This window comes from Terrimonas pollutisoli, from assembly GCF_029360765.1.
In the GTDB taxonomy this organism is placed as follows: domain Bacteria; phylum Bacteroidota; class Bacteroidia; order Chitinophagales; family Chitinophagaceae; genus Terrimonas_B; species Terrimonas_B pollutisoli.
Map to the genome: position 1 here is coordinate 163,119 of NZ_JARKNA010000002.1, position 19,033 is coordinate 182,151.

Annotated in this window: 18 protein-coding genes; 8 read left to right on the forward strand and 10 right to left on the reverse strand. The window is 41.7% G+C overall.

Annotated features, from left to right (window positions below; genetic code table 11):
- Positions 1-38: 38 nt before the first annotated feature.
- From P2W73_RS04710 to P2W73_RS04720, 3 genes are all read right to left on the reverse strand, one after another.
- Complete coding sequence (locus P2W73_RS04710) at positions 39-1,349, reverse strand: DUF5690 family protein (protein WP_276500840.1); 1,311 nt, start codon at positions 1,347-1,349, stop codon at positions 39-41.
- Between the two features lie 739 nt (positions 1,350-2,088).
- Complete coding sequence (locus tag P2W73_RS04715) at positions 2,089-2,547, reverse strand: DUF983 domain-containing protein (protein ID WP_276500841.1); 459 nt, start codon at positions 2,545-2,547, stop codon at positions 2,089-2,091.
- A 106-nt stretch (positions 2,548-2,653) separates the two neighbouring features.
- Positions 2,654-3,070 carry a DsrE family protein gene (locus P2W73_RS04720; protein WP_276500842.1) on the reverse strand — a complete coding sequence of 139 codons (417 nt, stop codon included), beginning with the start codon at positions 3,068-3,070 and terminating at the stop codon, positions 2,654-2,656.
- A gap of 261 nt (positions 3,071-3,331) precedes the next feature.
- Between P2W73_RS04720 and P2W73_RS04725 the strand changes: the two genes are divergently transcribed.
- A complete protein-coding gene (locus tag P2W73_RS04725) occupies positions 3,332-4,027 on the forward strand; it encodes a hypothetical protein (RefSeq protein ID WP_276500843.1) in 696 nt (231 codons plus the stop codon).
- Positions 4,028-4,114: 87 nt separating this feature from the next.
- On the opposite strand, the gene P2W73_RS04730 is transcribed toward P2W73_RS04725, so the two are convergent.
- The 7 genes from P2W73_RS04730 to P2W73_RS04760 form a co-directional block, all read right to left on the reverse strand.
- Positions 4,115-4,648: a DUF6691 family protein gene (locus tag P2W73_RS04730; RefSeq protein WP_276500844.1), complete on the reverse strand. Its 534-nt coding sequence runs from the start codon at positions 4,646-4,648 to the stop codon at positions 4,115-4,117.
- A 3-nt stretch (positions 4,649-4,651) separates the two neighbouring features.
- Complete coding sequence (locus P2W73_RS04735; protein ID WP_276500845.1) at positions 4,652-5,236, reverse strand: YeeE/YedE family protein; 585 nt, start codon at positions 5,234-5,236, stop codon at positions 4,652-4,654.
- 13 nt (positions 5,237-5,249) lie between these two features.
- A complete protein-coding gene (locus tag P2W73_RS04740; protein WP_276500846.1) occupies positions 5,250-6,668 on the reverse strand; it encodes an MBL fold metallo-hydrolase in 1,419 nt (472 codons plus the stop codon).
- Positions 6,669-6,742: 74 nt separating this feature from the next.
- Positions 6,743-7,546 (reverse strand): sulfite exporter TauE/SafE family protein, encoded by an 804-nt coding sequence (locus tag P2W73_RS04745; RefSeq protein ID WP_276500847.1) that lies wholly within the window; start codon positions 7,544-7,546, stop codon positions 6,743-6,745.
- A gap of 67 nt (positions 7,547-7,613) precedes the next feature.
- Positions 7,614-8,231 (reverse strand): Crp/Fnr family transcriptional regulator, encoded by a 618-nt coding sequence (locus P2W73_RS04750; RefSeq protein ID WP_276500848.1) that lies wholly within the window; start codon positions 8,229-8,231, stop codon positions 7,614-7,616.
- A gap of 54 nt (positions 8,232-8,285) precedes the next feature.
- Positions 8,286-9,581, reverse strand: coding sequence for a UDP-N-acetylmuramoyl-tripeptide--D-alanyl-D-alanine ligase (locus tag P2W73_RS04755; RefSeq protein ID WP_276500849.1), 1,296 nt, complete (start codon positions 9,579-9,581; stop codon positions 8,286-8,288).
- Positions 9,582-9,676: 95 nt separating this feature from the next.
- On the reverse strand, positions 9,677-11,230 hold the full coding sequence (locus P2W73_RS04760) for an SUMF1/EgtB/PvdO family nonheme iron enzyme (protein WP_276500850.1): 1,554 nt from the start codon (positions 11,228-11,230) through the stop codon (positions 9,677-9,679).
- A 226-nt stretch (positions 11,231-11,456) separates the two neighbouring features.
- On the opposite strand from P2W73_RS04760, the gene porU reads away from it, so the two are divergent.
- The 7 genes from porU (at position 11,457) to lolB1 (ending at position 18,985) form a co-directional block, all read left to right on the forward strand.
- Complete coding sequence (porU, locus tag P2W73_RS04765; protein ID WP_276500851.1) at positions 11,457-14,822, forward strand: type IX secretion system sortase PorU; 3,366 nt, start codon at positions 11,457-11,459, stop codon at positions 14,820-14,822.
- A gap of 81 nt (positions 14,823-14,903) precedes the next feature.
- Positions 14,904-16,076, forward strand: a complete 1,173-nt coding sequence (gene porV / locus P2W73_RS04770) for a type IX secretion system outer membrane channel protein PorV (protein WP_276500852.1) — start codon at positions 14,904-14,906, stop codon at positions 16,074-16,076.
- Positions 16,077-16,298: 222 nt separating this feature from the next.
- Positions 16,299-16,538: a DUF433 domain-containing protein gene (locus tag P2W73_RS04775; protein WP_276500853.1), complete on the forward strand. Its 240-nt coding sequence runs from the start codon at positions 16,299-16,301 to the stop codon at positions 16,536-16,538.
- Entirely contained in the window at positions 16,522-16,896 is a 375-nt protein-coding gene (locus P2W73_RS04780) for a DUF5615 family PIN-like protein (RefSeq protein ID WP_276500854.1), read from the forward strand. The genes P2W73_RS04775 and P2W73_RS04780 overlap by 17 nt, the downstream gene beginning before the upstream one ends.
- A gap of 139 nt (positions 16,897-17,035) precedes the next feature.
- Positions 17,036-17,527 carry a 2-C-methyl-D-erythritol 2,4-cyclodiphosphate synthase gene (gene ispF / locus P2W73_RS04785; protein ID WP_276500855.1) on the forward strand — a complete coding sequence of 164 codons (492 nt, stop codon included), beginning with the start codon at positions 17,036-17,038 and terminating at the stop codon, positions 17,525-17,527.
- A 93-nt stretch (positions 17,528-17,620) separates the two neighbouring features.
- Positions 17,621-18,064: a dUTP diphosphatase gene (gene dut / locus P2W73_RS04790; protein WP_276500856.1), complete on the forward strand. Its 444-nt coding sequence runs from the start codon at positions 17,621-17,623 to the stop codon at positions 18,062-18,064.
- A gap of 108 nt (positions 18,065-18,172) precedes the next feature.
- Entirely contained in the window at positions 18,173-18,985 is an 813-nt protein-coding gene (gene lolB1 / locus P2W73_RS04795) for a lipoprotein insertase outer membrane protein LolB1 (RefSeq protein ID WP_276500857.1), read from the forward strand.
- The last annotated feature ends 48 nt before the right edge of the window (positions 18,986-19,033 follow it).

The window sequence follows — 19,033 nt, forward strand, 5'->3', positions numbered from 1 at the left end:
AAAATCGCTGCATCATCACGACTGGTTTATACGTTGTGTTAGGTTGATTGTAATTTTTTTTCCAGCGGGCCGGTTATAGGTCCTTTCACACCGGCCTTCCTGTTAAAGAAGATGGCAGAAAGAACCAAGAAAAACAAACAGCTTGCCGTGAGTACATAGCTAAAGCGCATCATCACTTTTGCCCAGCTCAGATCTTTCATAAAAAACTCTTTGTATAATAGTAACGCCACACTTCCTAAGTAGCCAATGGCATCACAGATATAAATAAAGAAACCGGCATTGGCTTTTATTTTAAATAATGCGATCATTCTTTCAAACAGGGCAACCTGTATAGGAATATAGGCAAGGAATAAGCCCATCCCGATGAGTAATATCCACCAAAAAGGAGGGATCAACTGTAATTGAAACAATAAGGTGCTGGCCCCGCTTAACAGAATACCCAAAGCAATCAGCCATTGCGTTGCCCAAAATCCTTTTATATTGCTACGGATGAGTGAAAGACAAGCGATCGCCGCCAACACGATCAGGCCGGTTATAAGTTCTGTTTTTGAAAAAATCGTTTTATCCCAGGTTCCGCCAATTTCCTTCCATATCTCCACCGAAAAATTATCGCGGAAGTCACGCATCGTTACGAGCAATGAATACATCAGCACAAAACATACAATGCCAAAGCCAAATTCCCGAAGCACATTCCTTTTATCTTTTTTGGTCATAGGTGACCGTTCGGCTCTTAGCAATATATCTGTCTCCGTTGGTTGCGGTATCGCCGACAGCATCCAGACAAATAATAAAAACAATGGCAGAAAAACAACACCTACCAACGCCGGCATCCAGAATTCAATGACGTTCGGGAACCAATCATGTATTTCAAAATAGATTGTTTTCAGAATACCCGAAGAAATGATCAGGCTTATGGTAAGTCCCATCGCCAGCACTTCAGTAAAACGCCTGCCTTCGAGATAACTGAATACGATGCCCCAAACCATTCCAAGGGGCAAGCCATTCAGGAATAAAAAAATAAAATTGTATGGGTAAGGGATAAGACCAAAGCATAATAAAGATAGCTCCGCGAAAAGTATAAGACCAATGATCAGTTTTTGCCGCTGTGATGGTTTTAACTCTGATACCACTTTAATACCAATGAACTTGGACAACATATAGCCAAATACCTGCGAGATGATAAGTATCGTTTTATAGTGTATGCCCCATAGATTAATGCCTTCATAAGTGCCGGCTGTGAAAGGTTTTCGAAATGCATACATGCAAAAGTAGGTACCGAAGGCGGCCACCATACACCAGGCAATGAATAACAACCTGGAATGTTTAAGCAGGTCCTGAATTTTTTTCATGTCTCCGTTTTCGTACAATGCTACATTTTCAATCTTATCAAATGGTGATGGACGAATTATATAATTATTAAACTTTGTTTAGCATTTGTAAATTACCATAACATTTCTATCTGACCAAGAACGAAGCGTATTTTGGGCAAACGATTGAACAGTTTTGGTTGCTAATATTTGGATATGCCCGGAAGTGATTTCCAGCAAACTTTTACTTTGATGACGGTAAGAACCTGGTTGGGGGCATTAGAAAAGCGGCATGAGCCGCTTTGTTAATAAATGCATTGATCGCTGAACCAGAGTCAGTCGTGACTGACAATTCCTTTTTTGAAATCGGTGAAGTTCATCCCGCAATTATTTTTAAAGAACTTGCTGAAGTGAGCCGAGCCGGTGACATTTATCGTAAAGGATTTAGAAGAAAAGGAAGATGCAGCCTATGTCGGATTTTGGAAATTGTTAGGTGTTGAAAAATAATTGGTGTTGCATTACGGGTGGGGGATGTTGATCTTGGCTGCCTGTTTTTTCAATTAGCCAATGGCTCATCGACGCTGGTAAGAACAAACTTATTATAAGGAGTTTGCGCCCAGGTTTCCATAATGAACTCTTTATCCCCCGTCGGAGGGGCAGAAGTTTTTCGCATAAGAAAATTTCAATAGGGGTGGGTTTGGATAAGCGAAAATTTAAGATGAGCTATGCACTGCTTTAAATGGTAAAGATGCGCTTTGCCTGGCGTAGACCGGACTTTTTATTACCAGTTATTGGCTTGTTCTGTATTCAATCTTTCAGAAACATCAACCGGCTGGTGTTTCTGCCAGTGGGGATCGTGCCTTACAAACCAGGAAATCCATAAACTACGGCTCAACCTCATCAACCAGGGCTGTAGTGCTATCAGGAATACAGCATTGAATCCCAGCCAGTAAAAGAAACGATTGTCTTCAGTAGATAAACCAATTGTCAGCCACCAGGCAATAAGAGTAGCAACACTTAGTGCTACCGTCAGCGCATAGCTAACATAGCTTGTGCCATAATAAAAACCAACTTCGATTTCTGTAGCCTGTCCGCAGACCGGGCAGGTCTTATTCATCTCCATGGTCTTTTTGAAACTGAAGCTAACTGGATTTTTAAACAATCTTCCTTCACGACAACGGGGACAACGACAGGTTAATGCAGATGCTAAATATCCTCTCGATCTTTCGGCTGCTGACATAATCAAGTATTTTACCTTCCGGGCCGCAAAGATAGGAAAGATAGGGGTGCCAAAAAGGTGATAATAATCACACCGGGAGAGCAGTGTATTAATTATTTGCAAATATTTATTGCGCTACTTTTATATAACCCCAGCCCTCTCTCTGCTTTGTAATAATTTCATAAATACCATCGGGCACCGTTGCTACGCCGGGCACTAATTGGCTGACATCCACATTGTGTCGTTTAAGTGTAAAGGAACAAACCTTGAAGGAAACATTCTTATTTGCCACTAATTTTTGAATATCATCAGCTACTACGGATTTGTCTTTTAATACCATGTCCAGTGATTGACCGTACAACACTACCTCCAATCTGGCATCAGGATTTGCTTTATTGATGGCGCTGGCTTGCCGAATGACTGTTTTGTGTGCATTAGTGTCTTTACTGGTAATGTCAAATACCACCCTGTAGTCAGGCTGTTGTGCAAACAGGTGAGTGGAAAGCATTGCCAGGATAACCAGGATAAAAAAAATCTGTTTCATATGAAGTTTATTGATTGTGGGCGATGTGCTAACTATGTTCAATATTCAAACTACCAGCTTCTTCCTGTATTCGTGATAAGAACAAATTTGTCCAGCTTTTACCTGTAATAAGTTACGACTTTTTCCCGACCGCAAATGAATTTAGATAAAGGCGGTTAATGGGATTCGATCTTTAATATGGAATTGTATAATCATTTTTTTTTCGTAGCTTTTAACTGGTTCTTTTCTTATTGCCCTATTCTTCAATCAAAACTTTTTGTTATGGCAACAAATGATTTCTCTGGAACGACCGACCGCCGTGGATTTCTGGGATCTATTGCCACAGGCGCCGCCACCATTGGACTAGCCGGATTGGCCAAACCACTTGACCTTTACGCTGAAGAGCCTGCCAGCCGGGCTGATGATCCTGAGGAAATGTTTAAAAAAATCAAAGGGAAACGGCGTATTGTCTTTGACTCTCCACAACCACACGAGATTTTCCCTTTTGCATGGCCCCGTGTTTTTTTACTCACCAATGAAGCGACTGGCTCACCCGAAAAAGATTGCAGCGTTGTTGTAGTGCTTCGGCATGATTCAATTCCTTATGCTTTTGAAGACCGTTTATGGGAGAAGTATAAATTTGGTGAAATGTTTAAAGCTCACGATCCTGAAACCAAAGCGCCGGCTACCCGCAATCCATTCTGGAAACCTAAACCCGGAGCTTTTAAAATTCCTGGTTTTGGAGAAGTAGCTATTGGTATCAATCAATTACAGGATAGTGGCGTACAATTCTGCGTATGCGGAGCTGCCATGACGGTTTATAGTGCTGTCGCCGCTGCAAGTATGAATAAAGATGCAGCTGAAGTCAGGAAAGATTGGGAGTCCGGATTATTGCCAGGCATTACCGTCGTTCCTTCCGGTGTGTGGGCTTTGGGACGGGCACAGGAAAAAGGTTGCGGTTATATTTTTGCCGGTTAGACCATAATAGTGTGAATGTTCACAGCTTCATCATGGATAGAGCAGGATGGACTGTGAACATTTTATTTTATATCGTTGCGTGAAAAACTAATGCGGCAATTTCTCTCTCATTTTACCATATACCCAGGTGCCAGCGATGGCACTTAACAAGGTAACCATAATTACCGTGGCTCCTGTTCCAATTTGAGCAAACAATGGGCCCGGACAAGCGCCGGTGATTGCCCAGCCAAAGCCGAATATCAATCCACCATAAACATTTCCCTTATTGAATTTCTTAGGCACAAATTCGATTGATTCACCGTAGATTGTTTTGAGCTTATATTTTTTTATTAGCCATACAGATAACATTCCAACCGCTACTGCTGAACCAATGACACCGTACATGTGAAAGCTTTGCAATCGGAACATCTCCTGTATCCTAAACCAGGAAATAACCTCGGCTTTTACGAGTATAATACCAAATAAAATTCCGGCAACCAGGTATTTCAGGTTGTGCCAGAATGGATGTTTCAATTCTGACTCATTCACGCAAACCGTATCCAATGACCGTACTTCAAAATCGGTATTGTGGGTTAAGAATTCGTGGTGCTTTTTTTCCTGTATAATTTCCTGTGTTTGCATTCATTAAAGTTTTAAGATCCACGGAAGGATCAGATTAGCTACAAAAAAACCACCGGCCATAAAGCTAATCGTAGCAACCAAAGACGGAAATTGAAGATTGCTTAAGCCCATGATAGCATGACCTGATGTGCATCCCCCCGCATAACGGGTACCAAATCCTACCAGGAAACCACCCACAACGATCATAATAACTCCTTTGATTGTAAACAAACTATTCCAATTGAAAAGCTCTGATGGTACCAGTCCTTTATAATCAGTGACGCCATACTCTTGCAATTCACTCACGAGATTGGCATTCATTTTTACCGGGTCTGGATTTTGCAGGAATGCTGCCACAATCATTGCACCTAATAAAATACCTGTCACAAAAAACAGGTTCCACATTTCCTTTTTCCAATCATATTGAAAAAAGGGAATTTTTGCAGGAATACAAGCTGCACAGATATGCCGGAGCGATGAAGAAATGCCAAAGCTTTTGTTACCTATCAATAATAAGCCAGGTACCATTAATCCAATCAGCGGCCCGGAGATATACCATGGCCATGGTTGTTTCAACCAGTCCAATATAGTTAGTAATGTCAATTCCATTTTTTATCAATAATTAAAGTAATGTTGAAGGACAAACATATTCGGTTAACCTGAAGCCGCCATTTTCTTTTAGAGCCTTAAAGCCACCTTGTATATCTATTAAATTATCATAGCCTCTTGCCCGCAATACGGAGGCAAAGACCATTGAACGATAACCACTGGCACAGTGAACATAATATGTCCTGTTTTTATCCACCTGTAGCATGCTATCATTAATAAAATCGAGTGGTGTATTTACTGCGTCAATAACATGTTCACTTAAGAACTCGCTGTTTTTTCGTACATCCAGAATATTGATGTCATTCGTTTGTGCCAACAATTTGAGTTCCTTAGCGCTGATTGATTTAATCTTATCGATTTCTTTGCCGGCCTTTTTCCATGCTTTGAATCCACCTTTCAGGTAGCCAATAGTATAATCATAACCCACGCGGGCCAGCCTGGTGATCACTTCCTCTTCACGTCCCTCATCGGTGATCAATAATATTTCCTGCCTGATATCAGGGATGAGGGTGCCAACCCAGGGAGCAAAACTTCCGTCGATGCCGATGTTGATTGAGTTAGGTACAAATCCTTTGGCGAATGTTTGAGGGTCGCGGGTATCCAGCAGGAGTGCACTTGTTTCATTAGCGGCCGTTTCAAAAGCATCCGGGCTCATGGCATGATGACCACGTTCCAGCACTTTATCAATGCTCTCATAGCCTTTACTATTCAGCATAACATTTAATGGAAAGTATGCTGGCGGCGCTACCAGGCCGGTGGTAACTTCTTTGATAAATTCTTCTTTGGTCATATCGGCTCTTAACGCATAGTTGGTTTGCTTCTGGTGACCCAGCGTATCAGTAGTTTCCTTACTCATATTTTTACCGCATGCACTACCTGCACCATGTGCCGGGTAAACAATAATATCATCACTCAGCGGTATGATCTTATTACGCAATGAATCGAATAAATGTCCCGCCAGTTTCTCTTGTGTAAGGTCTGTTGCCAGTTTTTGGGCCAGGTCGGGACGACCGACATCGCCAATAAAAAGTGTATCACCGCTGAACAAAGCGACAGCCTTTTTATTTTCATCCTGTAACAGATAGCAGGTCGATTCCATGGTATGACCCGGTGTATGCAATGCAGTTATTGTGATATTACCAACCCGGAGCTTTTCACCATCTTTAGCGATATGAGCATCAAACTCAGGATTTGCATTCGGGCCATATACAATGGTTGCACCGGTCTTTTTAGCCAGGTCAAGATGCCCGCTCACAAAGTCAGCATGAAAGTGAGTTTCTAAAACATATTTAATAGTAGCGTTATTTCTTTCGGCTTTCTGTATATAAGAATCCACTTCTCTCAATGGATCGATGACTACCGCTTCTCCATTGCTTTCGATGTAATAGGCACCCTGTGCAAGACAGCCTGTATAAATTTGCTCGATTATCATATCCTTTTATTTTTATGAGGTACAAATCTCCTTCCTTTCCCAATCATCATCTATGACTTTTGTCACAAATACAATTAGCTTTTAAATACCAGTTCCTTTACTATAATATAGAGGCCCATTATCAAAATAAACCAACCAAAGCCTTTTTTTAGCGAAGCATTTGGAATTTTATCGGCCAGTTTTCCGCCAATAAAAAGACCCGCGATTGCCAGTACTGTGAAAACTAACAGGATGGTCCAGTTGTATTCAAATTGTTTCAAACTAAAAAGGAAGCCGAAAAGTGAATTGATGGCAATTATCAGCAGCGAAGTTCCAACCGCAGTTTTCATGGTAAGCCTTAAAAAAAGCACCAGTGATGGGATGATCAGGAAACCACCGCCGGCTCCCAATAAACCGGTAACCACTCCAATGCCCAGGCCCAATAAAATAAGCGGCAGTGCTTTATTATGCCGGTCTTTTTCCGCAACAGGTTTGATGGTTTCATTGTTGTTGCGTATCATACTATAGGAAGCCAGCATCATCAGGATAGCAAATATCACCATCAGGAATATGTCTCTCGTCACGACTTCTTTTCCAATGTTGAACATTCGCTCAGGTAAGGCAGGCAACAGGTAATGACGGGTAACAAAAATGGAAAAGATAGAAGGAATGCCAAATTCAGTAACAGCTTTAAAGTCGACCAATTTTTTTGAATAAGCCCGGAGACCTCCCACAAGACTGGTTGTACCAACAATAAACAATGAACTGGTGGTAGCCAACAAGGGGTTAATATTCATGAGGTACACCAAAACCGGTACGGTAAGAATGGAGCCGCCACTGCCGATCATGCCCAATGAAATGCCAATTACTATTGATGCGACATACCCTAAAAGTTCCATACTATTTTTTTGCAAGATTAACTTAACGGGTGTTTCTGCAATGTGACAGAAATCACAACAGTATCATCTAGAGTAATTCTATCATGTTGCGATGTAGCTGCAATTGCTTTCGTTGCTCCATTTTCTTTAAGAGTCTTGAAATAACTTCACGGGAGGTATGCAGGTCGTCCGCAATTTGCTGGTGTGAAAGTCCGATGTTTTTCTTCCCGGTTTTGTCTGCATGCCGTTTTAAATAAAACTCAAGCCGTTCGTCCATATTGCGAAACGCAATATTATCTATTACAGACAGCAACTCATCAAAGCGGCTTCTGTAGGTTTGGATGACGAACTGGTACCAGCTTTTATATTTGTTCATCAGTTCATCCATCAATTGTATAGGTAACATCAACACTTCCGTGTCTTCTTCTGCCTTCGCCATTATTTCACTGGTTTGTGATTGGATAGCGCAGATCATGGAAATAGCACATGCCTGCCCCGGACCCAGGTAATACATCAGGAACTCGCCGCCTTCATCATTTTCACGATATATTTTTATTTGGCCGGTTAATATCAGCACAGTAGATTTTATATACTGGCCAGTTCGCATGATGACTTCGCCAGCAGCAAAAGTCTTAAATACTGCTTCTTTCTCCAGGACAGCAATTAAGTCAGGTTCAAACTGCGGAAAGATCTCTTTCCAGTTCATATGTGTAGATTTAAACCTCCATCCCCGCCGCGGCGGGGAGTTTCAGCAGCATTATTATTTCAAAATATTTTCCATCTGCATACTCCTGCTCCCTTTTATAAGGATGTAAGCATTTTCAAAATTATTTTTCTGAAACCAAATTTTAGCAAGGGTCGAGTTTTCAAATGAATGATAAGGGTGCTCAACTTTGAGGAAATCGCCGCCTACCAAAGCAACATCGCTCCAATGGTTTTGTTTTATTAGCTCAACAATAGTTTTATGTTCCTGCAGGCTTTCGCTTCCCAATTCAGCCATCGCACCCAGCATCAGTACTTTTTTAGGAGCCTTCAATTTGGCAAAATTTTCAATGGCGAGTTTCATACTGCTTGGGTTAGCATTGTAAGCATCCAGTATAATCTTATTGGAATCTTGTTCTATTAATTGTGAGCGGCTATTGGTGGGTTCATAGTTTTCAATGGCCAATTTTATTTTTTCGTCCGGCACTTTAAATGTTTCGCCAACAGTCACGGCAACTAAAATATTGGGCAGGTTATATTCACCGACCAGCTTTGATTGAATAAATGGATTAGATATTCCTTGCGTTATTTCCACTTCAAGAAAAGGCTCGGTCTTATTTACTCTCCCGGTAATGTGTGCATCCTTTGTTCCATACTTGATGATACCGCTGATACCTTTACTCATTTCCTGCAGGTAATCATAGTCCCACATCACGAAAGCGAAAGCATGAGGTTGTCCCCGTAAAAAATCAAATAATTCACCTTTAGCTTTCTTCACGCCTTCCAAACTTCCGAATCCTTCCAGGTGGGCTTTGCCTATGTTGGTGATAATGCCGTGAGTAGGCAACGCATATTCGCAGTAAGAAGCGATCTCTCCCGGGTGATTGGCGCCCATTTCAATCACTGCCATTTCTGCATCAGGTTTAATTTTTAGAATAGTCAGCGGTACGCCAATATGATTATTCAGGTTGCCTTCAGTAGTATATGTTTTATAAGTAGTGGAGAGCACAGCATGGATCAGTTCCTTAGTTGTTGTTTTTCCATTGCTGCCGGTAATAGCGATAAAAGGGATAGTAAATTGCTGCCGGTGATGTTTGGCCAATTGTTGTAAGGTTTTCAATACATCATCTACTAATATGAATTGGTCAGGGTTTTCAACCCCGATAGTTATCGGGACTTTTTCATCAATAATTGCGTAAGCAGCTCCATCATTGATGGCTTGTTTGGCAAAATGGTTCCCATTGAAATTGCCGCCTTTTAAAGCAAAGAACAAGTCTCCCTTTTTTAACTTCCGGGTATCTGTTTGTACAGAAGGGTATTGTTTATAAATCTCGTAGAGTTGTTCAATTGACATATGGCAAAAATAAGTTGCAAATGATTATGTGATAAAACAATAAAAAACCCTTCGCTTTTGGCGAAGGGTAAAATTCAACTGAATACTTCAAAAAATTATTTCTTTTGTCTCTTGGTTGGGAAATGCTGACCAACTTTGCGGCCATTTCCTTCAGGACTACCCATGCGGTCCATTGCGCAACGGAAACCTAAAGTACTTAAAGCCTGGTCTTCTTCGAGGAAGCGACGTGTGCTGGGGCTCATCCAATAAGCACGGTCGTTCCAGCTACCACCTTTATATACTCTTGATTTATCACTGATCAATGTGGTAGCGCCATAACCATAAGCAGCCTGTGAAGCTGTATCACCATCGAGGAAGTTGATCACATTACCACGCTGATAGTTACGACGGTTTTTGCTTTCTGCATCGGTAACGTCCATCATTTTCACACGACCCGTTGTGTCATTGATCTCGGGTTCACCGTTTTGGTTTTTATACAATTTCTCATATTTATTACCGCGAAAAGGAGCTGGCATATCATCAAAGTCCATAGTAGATAATGGCCTGTACACATCCTGTACCCACTCACTTACGTTACCAGCCATGTTGTAAAGACCGAAACCGTTTGGATAAAATGATTTTACTTCTGCGGTGTAGAATGCACGGTCATTCAAACCACCTGCCACACCAGCGTTATCACCTGATCCACGTTTGAAGTTAGCAAGGAACTGACCTTGCCAGCTTCCGCGACGTGTATCACGAAGACCGTTTACATTTTGAGACCAGGGATATATTTGTTTGTTCGTTTGCAACTCTTCACCACGTCTTCCTTCTTTCTTGCTGGGGCGTGGGTTTTGATCGATCAAGCCATAAGCTGCATATTCCCACTCTGCTTCAAATGGCAGGCGGTAATCAGGCATCAACAAACCATCTTCCATAGTAACCTTTGTACGGGGTTGTCCTTGCGGAGTCTGTAAAGGATTCTTTTTGGAAGTTGCTGTTTTGCCCGGAGCAGTTTGATAAAGATCCAGTAAGTATGATTTGGTAGTGAAATTGTTGCTTCCTTGTTGTCCCTGTAAGCCTTGTTTGTTGATATATCCTTTCTGCAAAAGAATACCTTCATTCACACGGTCACTTCTCCACAAGCAGAAATCTTTTGCTTGTCTCCAGGTCACACCTACCACCGGGTAGTTATTAAAGCCGGGGTGACGGAAATAATATTCAACCAATGGTTCGTTATAACTCAATTCGCTTCTCCAAACAAGCGTGTCAGGTAATGCAGCTTCGACAATTGGCAGGTTCACCGGATCAGAAGGATCAAAAACCTTATTCAACCAGAACAAATATTCACGATAGTGAACATTGGCTACCTCTGTGCGGTCGATATAAAATGAAGGAACAGATACACGGCGGGGGACATTGTTCCAGTCGCCCATTACGTCCTCGTCTGTTTGACCCATGGTGAAGGTACCACCCTGAACAAACACGAGACCCGGACCGGTTTGCTGATCTTTGGCTTTAGCCACCTGGTAACCACCCATGTTTTTATCATTGTAGTTCCAGCCGGTAACCTCAGATTTGTCTTTCTTTTTTGCAAAAAGGCCCTTGCCTTTGCAGGATGCCAACAGCACCACACAGGATAATAGGATTGTTAAGTTTTTCACTTTCATTGTTTTTTGCATATACCTACGAATTGGAATAATTTTAACGGTTAGCAGGATAAAAATATTGTTTGGGTAGTGGATTTTCTACCGAATTGCGAATATAATTACTTTCGACCCAGGCTTTTTCGTGTAATTACTTTTTTTGCATCGTTATTTCCCGAGTTTTGCTTCTATGCTGTTGAGAAAGAGATTGTTTTTAACGTTGTGCCTTTTTGGAATAATGGTTCAGGCGATGGCGCAGCGCAGTTATGCATCTCACTCTGTTCTTGCCTCGGGCAACTGGTATCAGCTTAGCGTTACCACGGCCGGTATCTACAAAATAGATCTGGCCTTTTTAAATAGACTGGGGGTAAATACGACCAGTCTTTCTTCCCAAACGGTACAATTATTTGGAAACGGCGGCCAAATGCTGGCCGAGGCAAATGCCGGCCTATGGCTCGACGACCTGCAGGAAAATGCCATCATGGTAGTGGATGGAGGAGATGGAGTTTTAAATGGCAATGACCATATTTTATTTTATGCGCCAGGGCCAGATCAATGGCTAAAGGATTCTGCCAACCAGCGGTTTATTCATAAGAAAAACATTTACTCTGACAAGACATTTTATTATTTAAGGATAGGTGCGAATGGAAAGAGAGTAAAGGAAGCTCCTCACGCCGGCTCCCCAACGATCTTTATTAGCAGTTTTTCCGGCAGGTATTTTCATGAACTGGATACAGTCAATTTCTTAAACAGTGGTAAAGAATGGTATGGTGAAGAGTTTTCAAACATGCCAGGACGCGGCTTAACCCGGAGTTTTCCTGTCACCATTTCAAATATTGTCAGCGGCAGCCAGCTGACGGTGCAGGCTAATTGCGTGGCCCGATCGGCTGGTGCAGGAAGTTTTTTTGACATACAACTAAATAATGCTGCACTGGGGAAATTGAATATTCAGCCGGTAGGCACTGGCCCTTACGACCAGTTTGCTCAGCAAGCTGTTCATCTGAGTGCTGCCGTCTTGCTGCAGGAAAATAATGTTATCAGCTATACCTATGCTCCCGGAAGTTTCAACGCCCAGGGTTGGCTCAATTGGTTTGAGTTATTTTACAGGCAACAACTCTCGTTAAAAAACCTGGACCAATTGCTGTTCAGGGACTGGGCCAGTGTTGGCAATCATACTGGCGAATTTGTAATAGCAGAGGTTAGTAGCGCATCACAAGTTTGGGACATTACTGATCCATTGACACCGGTTTCAATGCCCTCCTCTATTACTGGCAATACTTTGAAGTTTTCAAATAACTGTTCACGTCTTAAAGAATATATTGTTTTTAAGGAAACCAATTTGCTAACTCCGGTTTCAGGAGGAAAAATAGCCAACCAGGATCTTCATGCCACGGCACCGGTAGATTATATCATCATTACTCATCCACCGTTTTTATCGCAGGCACAGCGGCTTGCAAGATTTCATGAACAGCGCAACGGGCTCCGGAGCCTCGTTGTGACTACGGACCAGGTGTATCATGAATTTGCAAGCGGCAGCCCGGACCCTGTGGCCATTCGGGATTTTGTAAAAATGTATTACGATAAATACAATGCCGATCCCGCAACCAGGCTACGTTATTTATTACTTTTTGGCGATGCTTGCTATGATTATAGAAACAGGCTGATCAATAATACCAATTTTGTCCCTGCCTGGCAAAGCGCCATTTCACTCGACGTATTATCGACTTATACATCCGATGACTTTTTTGGATTTTTGGATGATACGGAAGATATCAATTCCGGAGTTGCTTCCAATTATCTCGATATCGGCATTGGAAGAGTGCCAGCTAAAAACATCGACGAGGCAAAGAATTTTGTGGACAAAGTAGAAGCCTATTTTGACGCCAAAAGTTATGGCCCCTGGCGAACCAACCTGACTTTTATTGCTGATGACGAAGATCAAAACCTCCACTTGCAGGATGCCGAACAGGTTTCCGGTACCGCAGCTAATACCGCACCTTTATTCGATCTGCAAAAAATATATTTAGATGCTTACCAACAAGAAAGCGGGTCAGGAGGCGGTCGTTATCCAACAGCGAACCAGGCAATCAACAACCAGGTTTTTGCCGGCACGTTGATCTGGAATTTCAATGGTCACGGCAGCCCGCAGCGCCTTGCCGAGGAAACCATTCTCGACCAGGATATAATTAACGGCTGGAATAATCCTAACCGCCTTCCGCTTTTCATCACGGCCACCTGTGATTTTGCACCTTATGATAATCCGCTGATTAATTCTATCGGTGAAAATATTTTGGTGCGACCAAAAACGGGTGGTATTGCCCTGATGGCAACCACCCGTACCGTATTCGCATTCAGCAACCGGGTCATGAATGACAATTACCTGAAGTTTGCACTCGAACCAGATGCCAACGGAAAATATCGCAGCCTGGGTGATGCTGTGAAAGAAGCAAAAAATTACACCTATCAAACATCGGCCGATATTACCAACAATCGCAAGTTTACTTTGCTGGGCGATCCAGCTTTGACACTTGCCTTTCCAACTATTAAGGCAAGGCCAACCACGCTAAATGGAAAAGCTATCGCCCAAACAGATACGCTTAGTGCTACTGAAAAAATTATCCTTGAAGGAGTGGTTGCCGATCTTTCTGATAACCTTTTATCGCAGTTTAATGGAAATATTTATGCGACTGTTTTCGACAAACCCAAACAGGTAACCACATTGGCGAACGATCCGGGTAGTACGAAAACCTCTTTTGCTATTCAATCCAATATTTTATTTAAAGGCAAAGCGACCGTCACTGCCGGTAAATTTGTTATTTCATTCAGGGTGCCAAAGGATATCAACTACCAGTATGGAAAGGGGAAGCTAAGCCTTTATGCAGAAAATGGCAGCCTGGATGGGAGCGGCTATTTTTCCAATTTTTTGATCGGTGGTACTGCCAATGAATTAGGCAATGACAAGGAAGGGCCTGAAATAAAACCCTTTCTAAATGATGAAAAATTTGTCAACGGCAGTGTTACCAACGAATTGCCGGTCCTGATTTTAAAGTTGTCTGACTCCTCCGGCATCAATACCGTCGGAACGGGGATCGGGCACGACATCATCGCCACGCTCGACAATGACAACAACCGTTTCTTTATTCTAAATGATTTTTATGAAGGCGAGCTTAACAGTTACCAAAAAGGTAGCATTCGGTTTCAAATGCCGGAATTAGAACCTGGTCCTCATACCTTGAAAATCAAGGCTTGGGATACAATGAATAACTCTACTGAAGTGCTGCTGGAGTTTGTTGTAGCTAAAGATGAAGAACTCAGCCTGCAGCATGTGTTGAATTATCCTAATCCGTTTACCACTAAAACCCAGTTTTGGTTTGAGCACAATAAGCCCGGGCAAGACTTAAAGGTTCGTTTACAAATATTTACCCTATCCGGGAGAGTAATTAAAACCATGCAAAAGGCAATAAATACAGCGGGCAACCGTTCAAGTGAACTGGAATGGGATGGGAGGGATGAATACGGTGACAGGGTTGGTAAAGGCGTATATTTTTACAAATTAACTGTTATTGCTCCCGGCAGGTTGAAAAAAGAAAAAATTGAAAAGCTGGTCATTTTTTAGATACCCGTAAAATTCAATACTTTCGGCCCCCGTTTTATTGAGAACTGTTTAAAAACCCAATTAAAAAAAATTATCATTCTGATGAGACCAACCGTGTTGAAACTAACTGCCGGATTTCTCTTGTTTTGTGGACTTGTCCCCGTTGCTAAATCTCAATCGACTGCCCGGCCAATTAATGTTGTGACGACTGCTGTTCCATTTTTGCGGATTTCTCCGGATGCACGTGCTGGTGGTATGGGGGATATTGGAGTTGCTACCTCAGCTGATGCCGCAAGTGGTTTTTGGAACATGGGTAAAGTGGCTTTCAATGAATCCCAGGCTGGGGTGTTGGCCACCTATACTCCCTGGTTAAAAAATTTGGTGAATGATGTTTACCTGGCTTCTTTGTCGGGTTATTATAAATTAGATGAAATGCAGGCCGTTAATCTCGGCCTTCGTTATTTCAGTTTGGGTAATATCCAGTTTACGGATGGCGTAGGTAATTCATGGGGAAATGGTAAACCAAGAGAGTTTAGTATTGACCTCGGTTATTCCCGTAAGCTTTCTGACAAATTGGGATTGGGTATTGCTTTACGCTATATCAATTCAGATTTGACCAATGGTGTGCCATCCGGAAGCACCACTTATAAAGCTGGTAATTCAGTAGCCGGCGATATCGGTTTCTATTACAACGGTCACGATGAGGCAGGTGATGGCTTCGCATTTGGTGCTACCCTGACCAACCTGGGTTCTAAAATTTCCTATACTGGTAATGCCGATTCAAAAGATTTTATACCTGCAAACCTGGGATTAGGAAGTACGTGGACAAAAAACTTCAACGAAGACAATAAGCTCACCTTTGGTTTAGACATTAATAAATTATTGGTACCAACTCCACCTGCTGATCTCAGCGATCCTAATGCAGTAGCTGAGTATAGAAAAAAAGGTGTTGTTTCCAGTTGGTTCAGTTCTTTTGGCGATGCGCCTGATGGATTTAAAGAAGAGTTGAAAGAGTTCCAGGTTTCTGCTGGTGCCGAGTTTTGGTATAAAAACCAATTTGCATTGCGGGCCGGTTATTTCTTTGAAGATAAAACAAAAGGTAATCGCCGTTATTTTACTACAGGCATTGGAGTAAAGTATAATATTTTCGGGCTTAACTTCTCTTATCTTTTGCCTTCCGGTAGTGGTGTTACACAAAATCCATTGTCAAATACGCTGCGCTTCTCTATCCTTTTTGACTTAGATCCTGCGGCCGGAGAAGGGGGAGAGGAATAAAGAAGTTGCCTGTTTCCAGTTTCCAGTAAACCGGTAAAAAATGAATTTAAAATGTCCTGTTTTAAGACGGGGCATTTTTTTTTATGAATCGATCGTAAGGAAACCGCAACTGGAAACTGGCAACCGGAAACAAAGTCCTCAACCGGCAACATCTCTATATTTGCATCCTAAAAATAAATCATGTCTTACCGAATTGGCCGGGCTGTTTTGTAACTTTATGACATGGAATTAAAAGACCTTATAGCTATTGACCCGGATGTTTTAGGGGGGCAACCAGTTTTTAAAGGGACCCGGGTTCCTATTGAAACGCTTTTTGATCATTTAGAAGCAGGGGTTTCTCTTGAAGTTTTTTTGGAGGATTTTCCAACTGTTACTAAAGAGCAAGCAATTGCGACACTTGAAATCGCTAATAAGTTTCTGACTTCAAAAAATGTCGCAAAACTTTATGAGATTGCTGCTTGATGAGAATTTACCAAAAAGACTGAAGGCTGATTTTCCTGATCATGAAATTTTTACAGTAAGAGACAAGGGTTGGACTGGTATAAAAAATGGGCAACTACTGCAACTGATGTTGGAAGCTGATTTTCATGCTCTTCTTACCTTTGACAAGAACCTGCAGCATCAGCAGAATTTTCAGAAATATACAACTACAATTTTTGTTCTTTCCGCACATAATAATACTTACGCTGAGCTAACCAAGCTGACATATAAAGTACATAAATATTTAAATGAAAACCCTTGCCGCCAGGGCCAATCATTATTACGACACCATAAAATACCCACGCCTTTGCAAAAAGCGGCTGCGCATTTAATCTCATAAAAAACTTAGCCTTTGGAACGGCTGTTTTTTGAAAATTAGCCTGAAGATAACTGGATGATTTTCCGGAAGTGAACCGGTAGCCTGTAAATGGCACAGGTTACCAGCAGCAGTTTCTATATTTGCATCCAAAAAATAAATCATGGCTTACCGAATTGGTATGGGTGTCGATTTTCATCAATTGAAAGAAGGAAGGGACCTGTGGATAGGTGGAGTAAAGATTGAACATACGAAAGGGGCTGTGGGCCACAGCGACGCAGATGTTTTGCTACATGCTATTTGTGATGCCATGTTGGGAGCATTGAGCCTGGGCGATATTGGTGTTCACTTTCCCGATACCGATATGTCGTATAAGAACATTGATAGTAAAATATTACTGCAAAAAACTGTTGAGTTGATAAGGAAGGAAGGTTATTCTGTCGTAAATATTGATAGTACTCTTTGCCTGGAACAACCGAAGATCAAACCTTATACAACTCAAATGCGACAGGCTATCGCCGCCATCGTTGGCATAACTGAAAAAGATATTTCAATAAAGGCGACTACAACGGAGAAAATGGGCTTTGTAGGCAGGGAGGAAGGTTTAATGGCTCATGCTGTTGTGATGCTGGAAAAAATTCAAAAGGTTTCATAGGTTTAAAAGGTTGAAGAAGTTCCAGAGATTGCAGGGTAACCTTTTAAACGTTTTAAACTCCTTAAACTTGTTGAACCTTTATATTTGCAAATAATGAATACAATCGAAATAAAAATCATCAATACCTCTTCCAACGACTTACCTGCTTATGCCACCAGCGGTTCGTCAGGCATGGATATAAGAGCCAACCTCGACACAGAAAAAATATTAAAGCCGCTGGAAAGAGCATTGATACCCACAGGTCTTTTTATGGAGATACCAGTAGGCTACGAAGTACAAATTCGCCCCCGCAGCGGTATGGCGATCAAACACGGCATCACCTGCTTAAATACTCCCGGAACCATTGATGCAGATTATCGTGGAGAAATTAAGGTTATTTTAATCAACCTTTCCAACGAGGACCAGGTCATACACCATGGTGACCGCATAGCCCAGATGGTTGTGCAAAAAATTGAAATAGCAATCTTGAAACCGGTAGAAGAACTGGAAGTAACAGAAAGAAATGCCGGGGGCTTTGGTCATACGGGCAAGCATTGATTCGGTTATCGGCTGCCAGTTAAATAAGTTATAAATGAAAAGTTGTCGGACATGCCGGGGGATAAGCAATTCGGCAACCGGAAACAACTTATGACAAGAAAAATAATAATGATTAGAACAACATTAATAGTAATAGTAGTTGGTTGTTTGATGGCGTCATGTCGCTCAACAAGAAAAATACAAACGGCAATTGCTAAAAAAGATTCAGTTACTATAGTCCCCGTGACCAACAAATCAGGAGAGGACTCGGCAGCAATCATAAAAGAAACCACTGCAAAAATGAATGCCGGGCTGATTGACTTTACTACATTTTCCTCCAAAGTAAAAGTAGACTATGAAGGCAGCGATGGAAAAAAGTACGATGTCACTGCCAATCTCCGGATGTATAAGGACAGTGTGATCTGGATATCAATCACCGGCGCTTTGGGTATTGAAGGTATACGGGCTTATATTACTCCCGATTCTGTTAAGATTTTAAATAAAATGGATAAAGCCTACAGTGCGAGAAGCGTAGCTTATTTGCAGGACGTGGTCGCATTGCCGCTGGACCTGCATTCACTGCAGGGTATTTTGATCGGTAACCCGGTATTTGTAGACAGCACTATTATTTCTTATTCAAAGAATGGCGATGATATTTCGCTATTAACCATAGGTGAATGGTTTAAAAACCTGCTTACGCTGAATGCCGAACGCAGGATTGAAAACAGTAAGCTGGATGATATTGATAAAAACAGGAGCCGGACCTGCAATCTTAGTTATACAGACTATGAAAATAAGAAAGGTGTTAATTTTTCTACTAAAAGAAGAATTACGGTAGCCGAAAAATCCAAACTGGATATAAAGCTTGATTTTAAATCCTATGAATTTAATGAAACGTTAAGTTTTCCTTTTTCGATACCCAAAAATTATAAGAAAGATTAGTTGATAAAATTTATCGAAAATACGGTCGTTATAGTTTTTCTGTTCTTA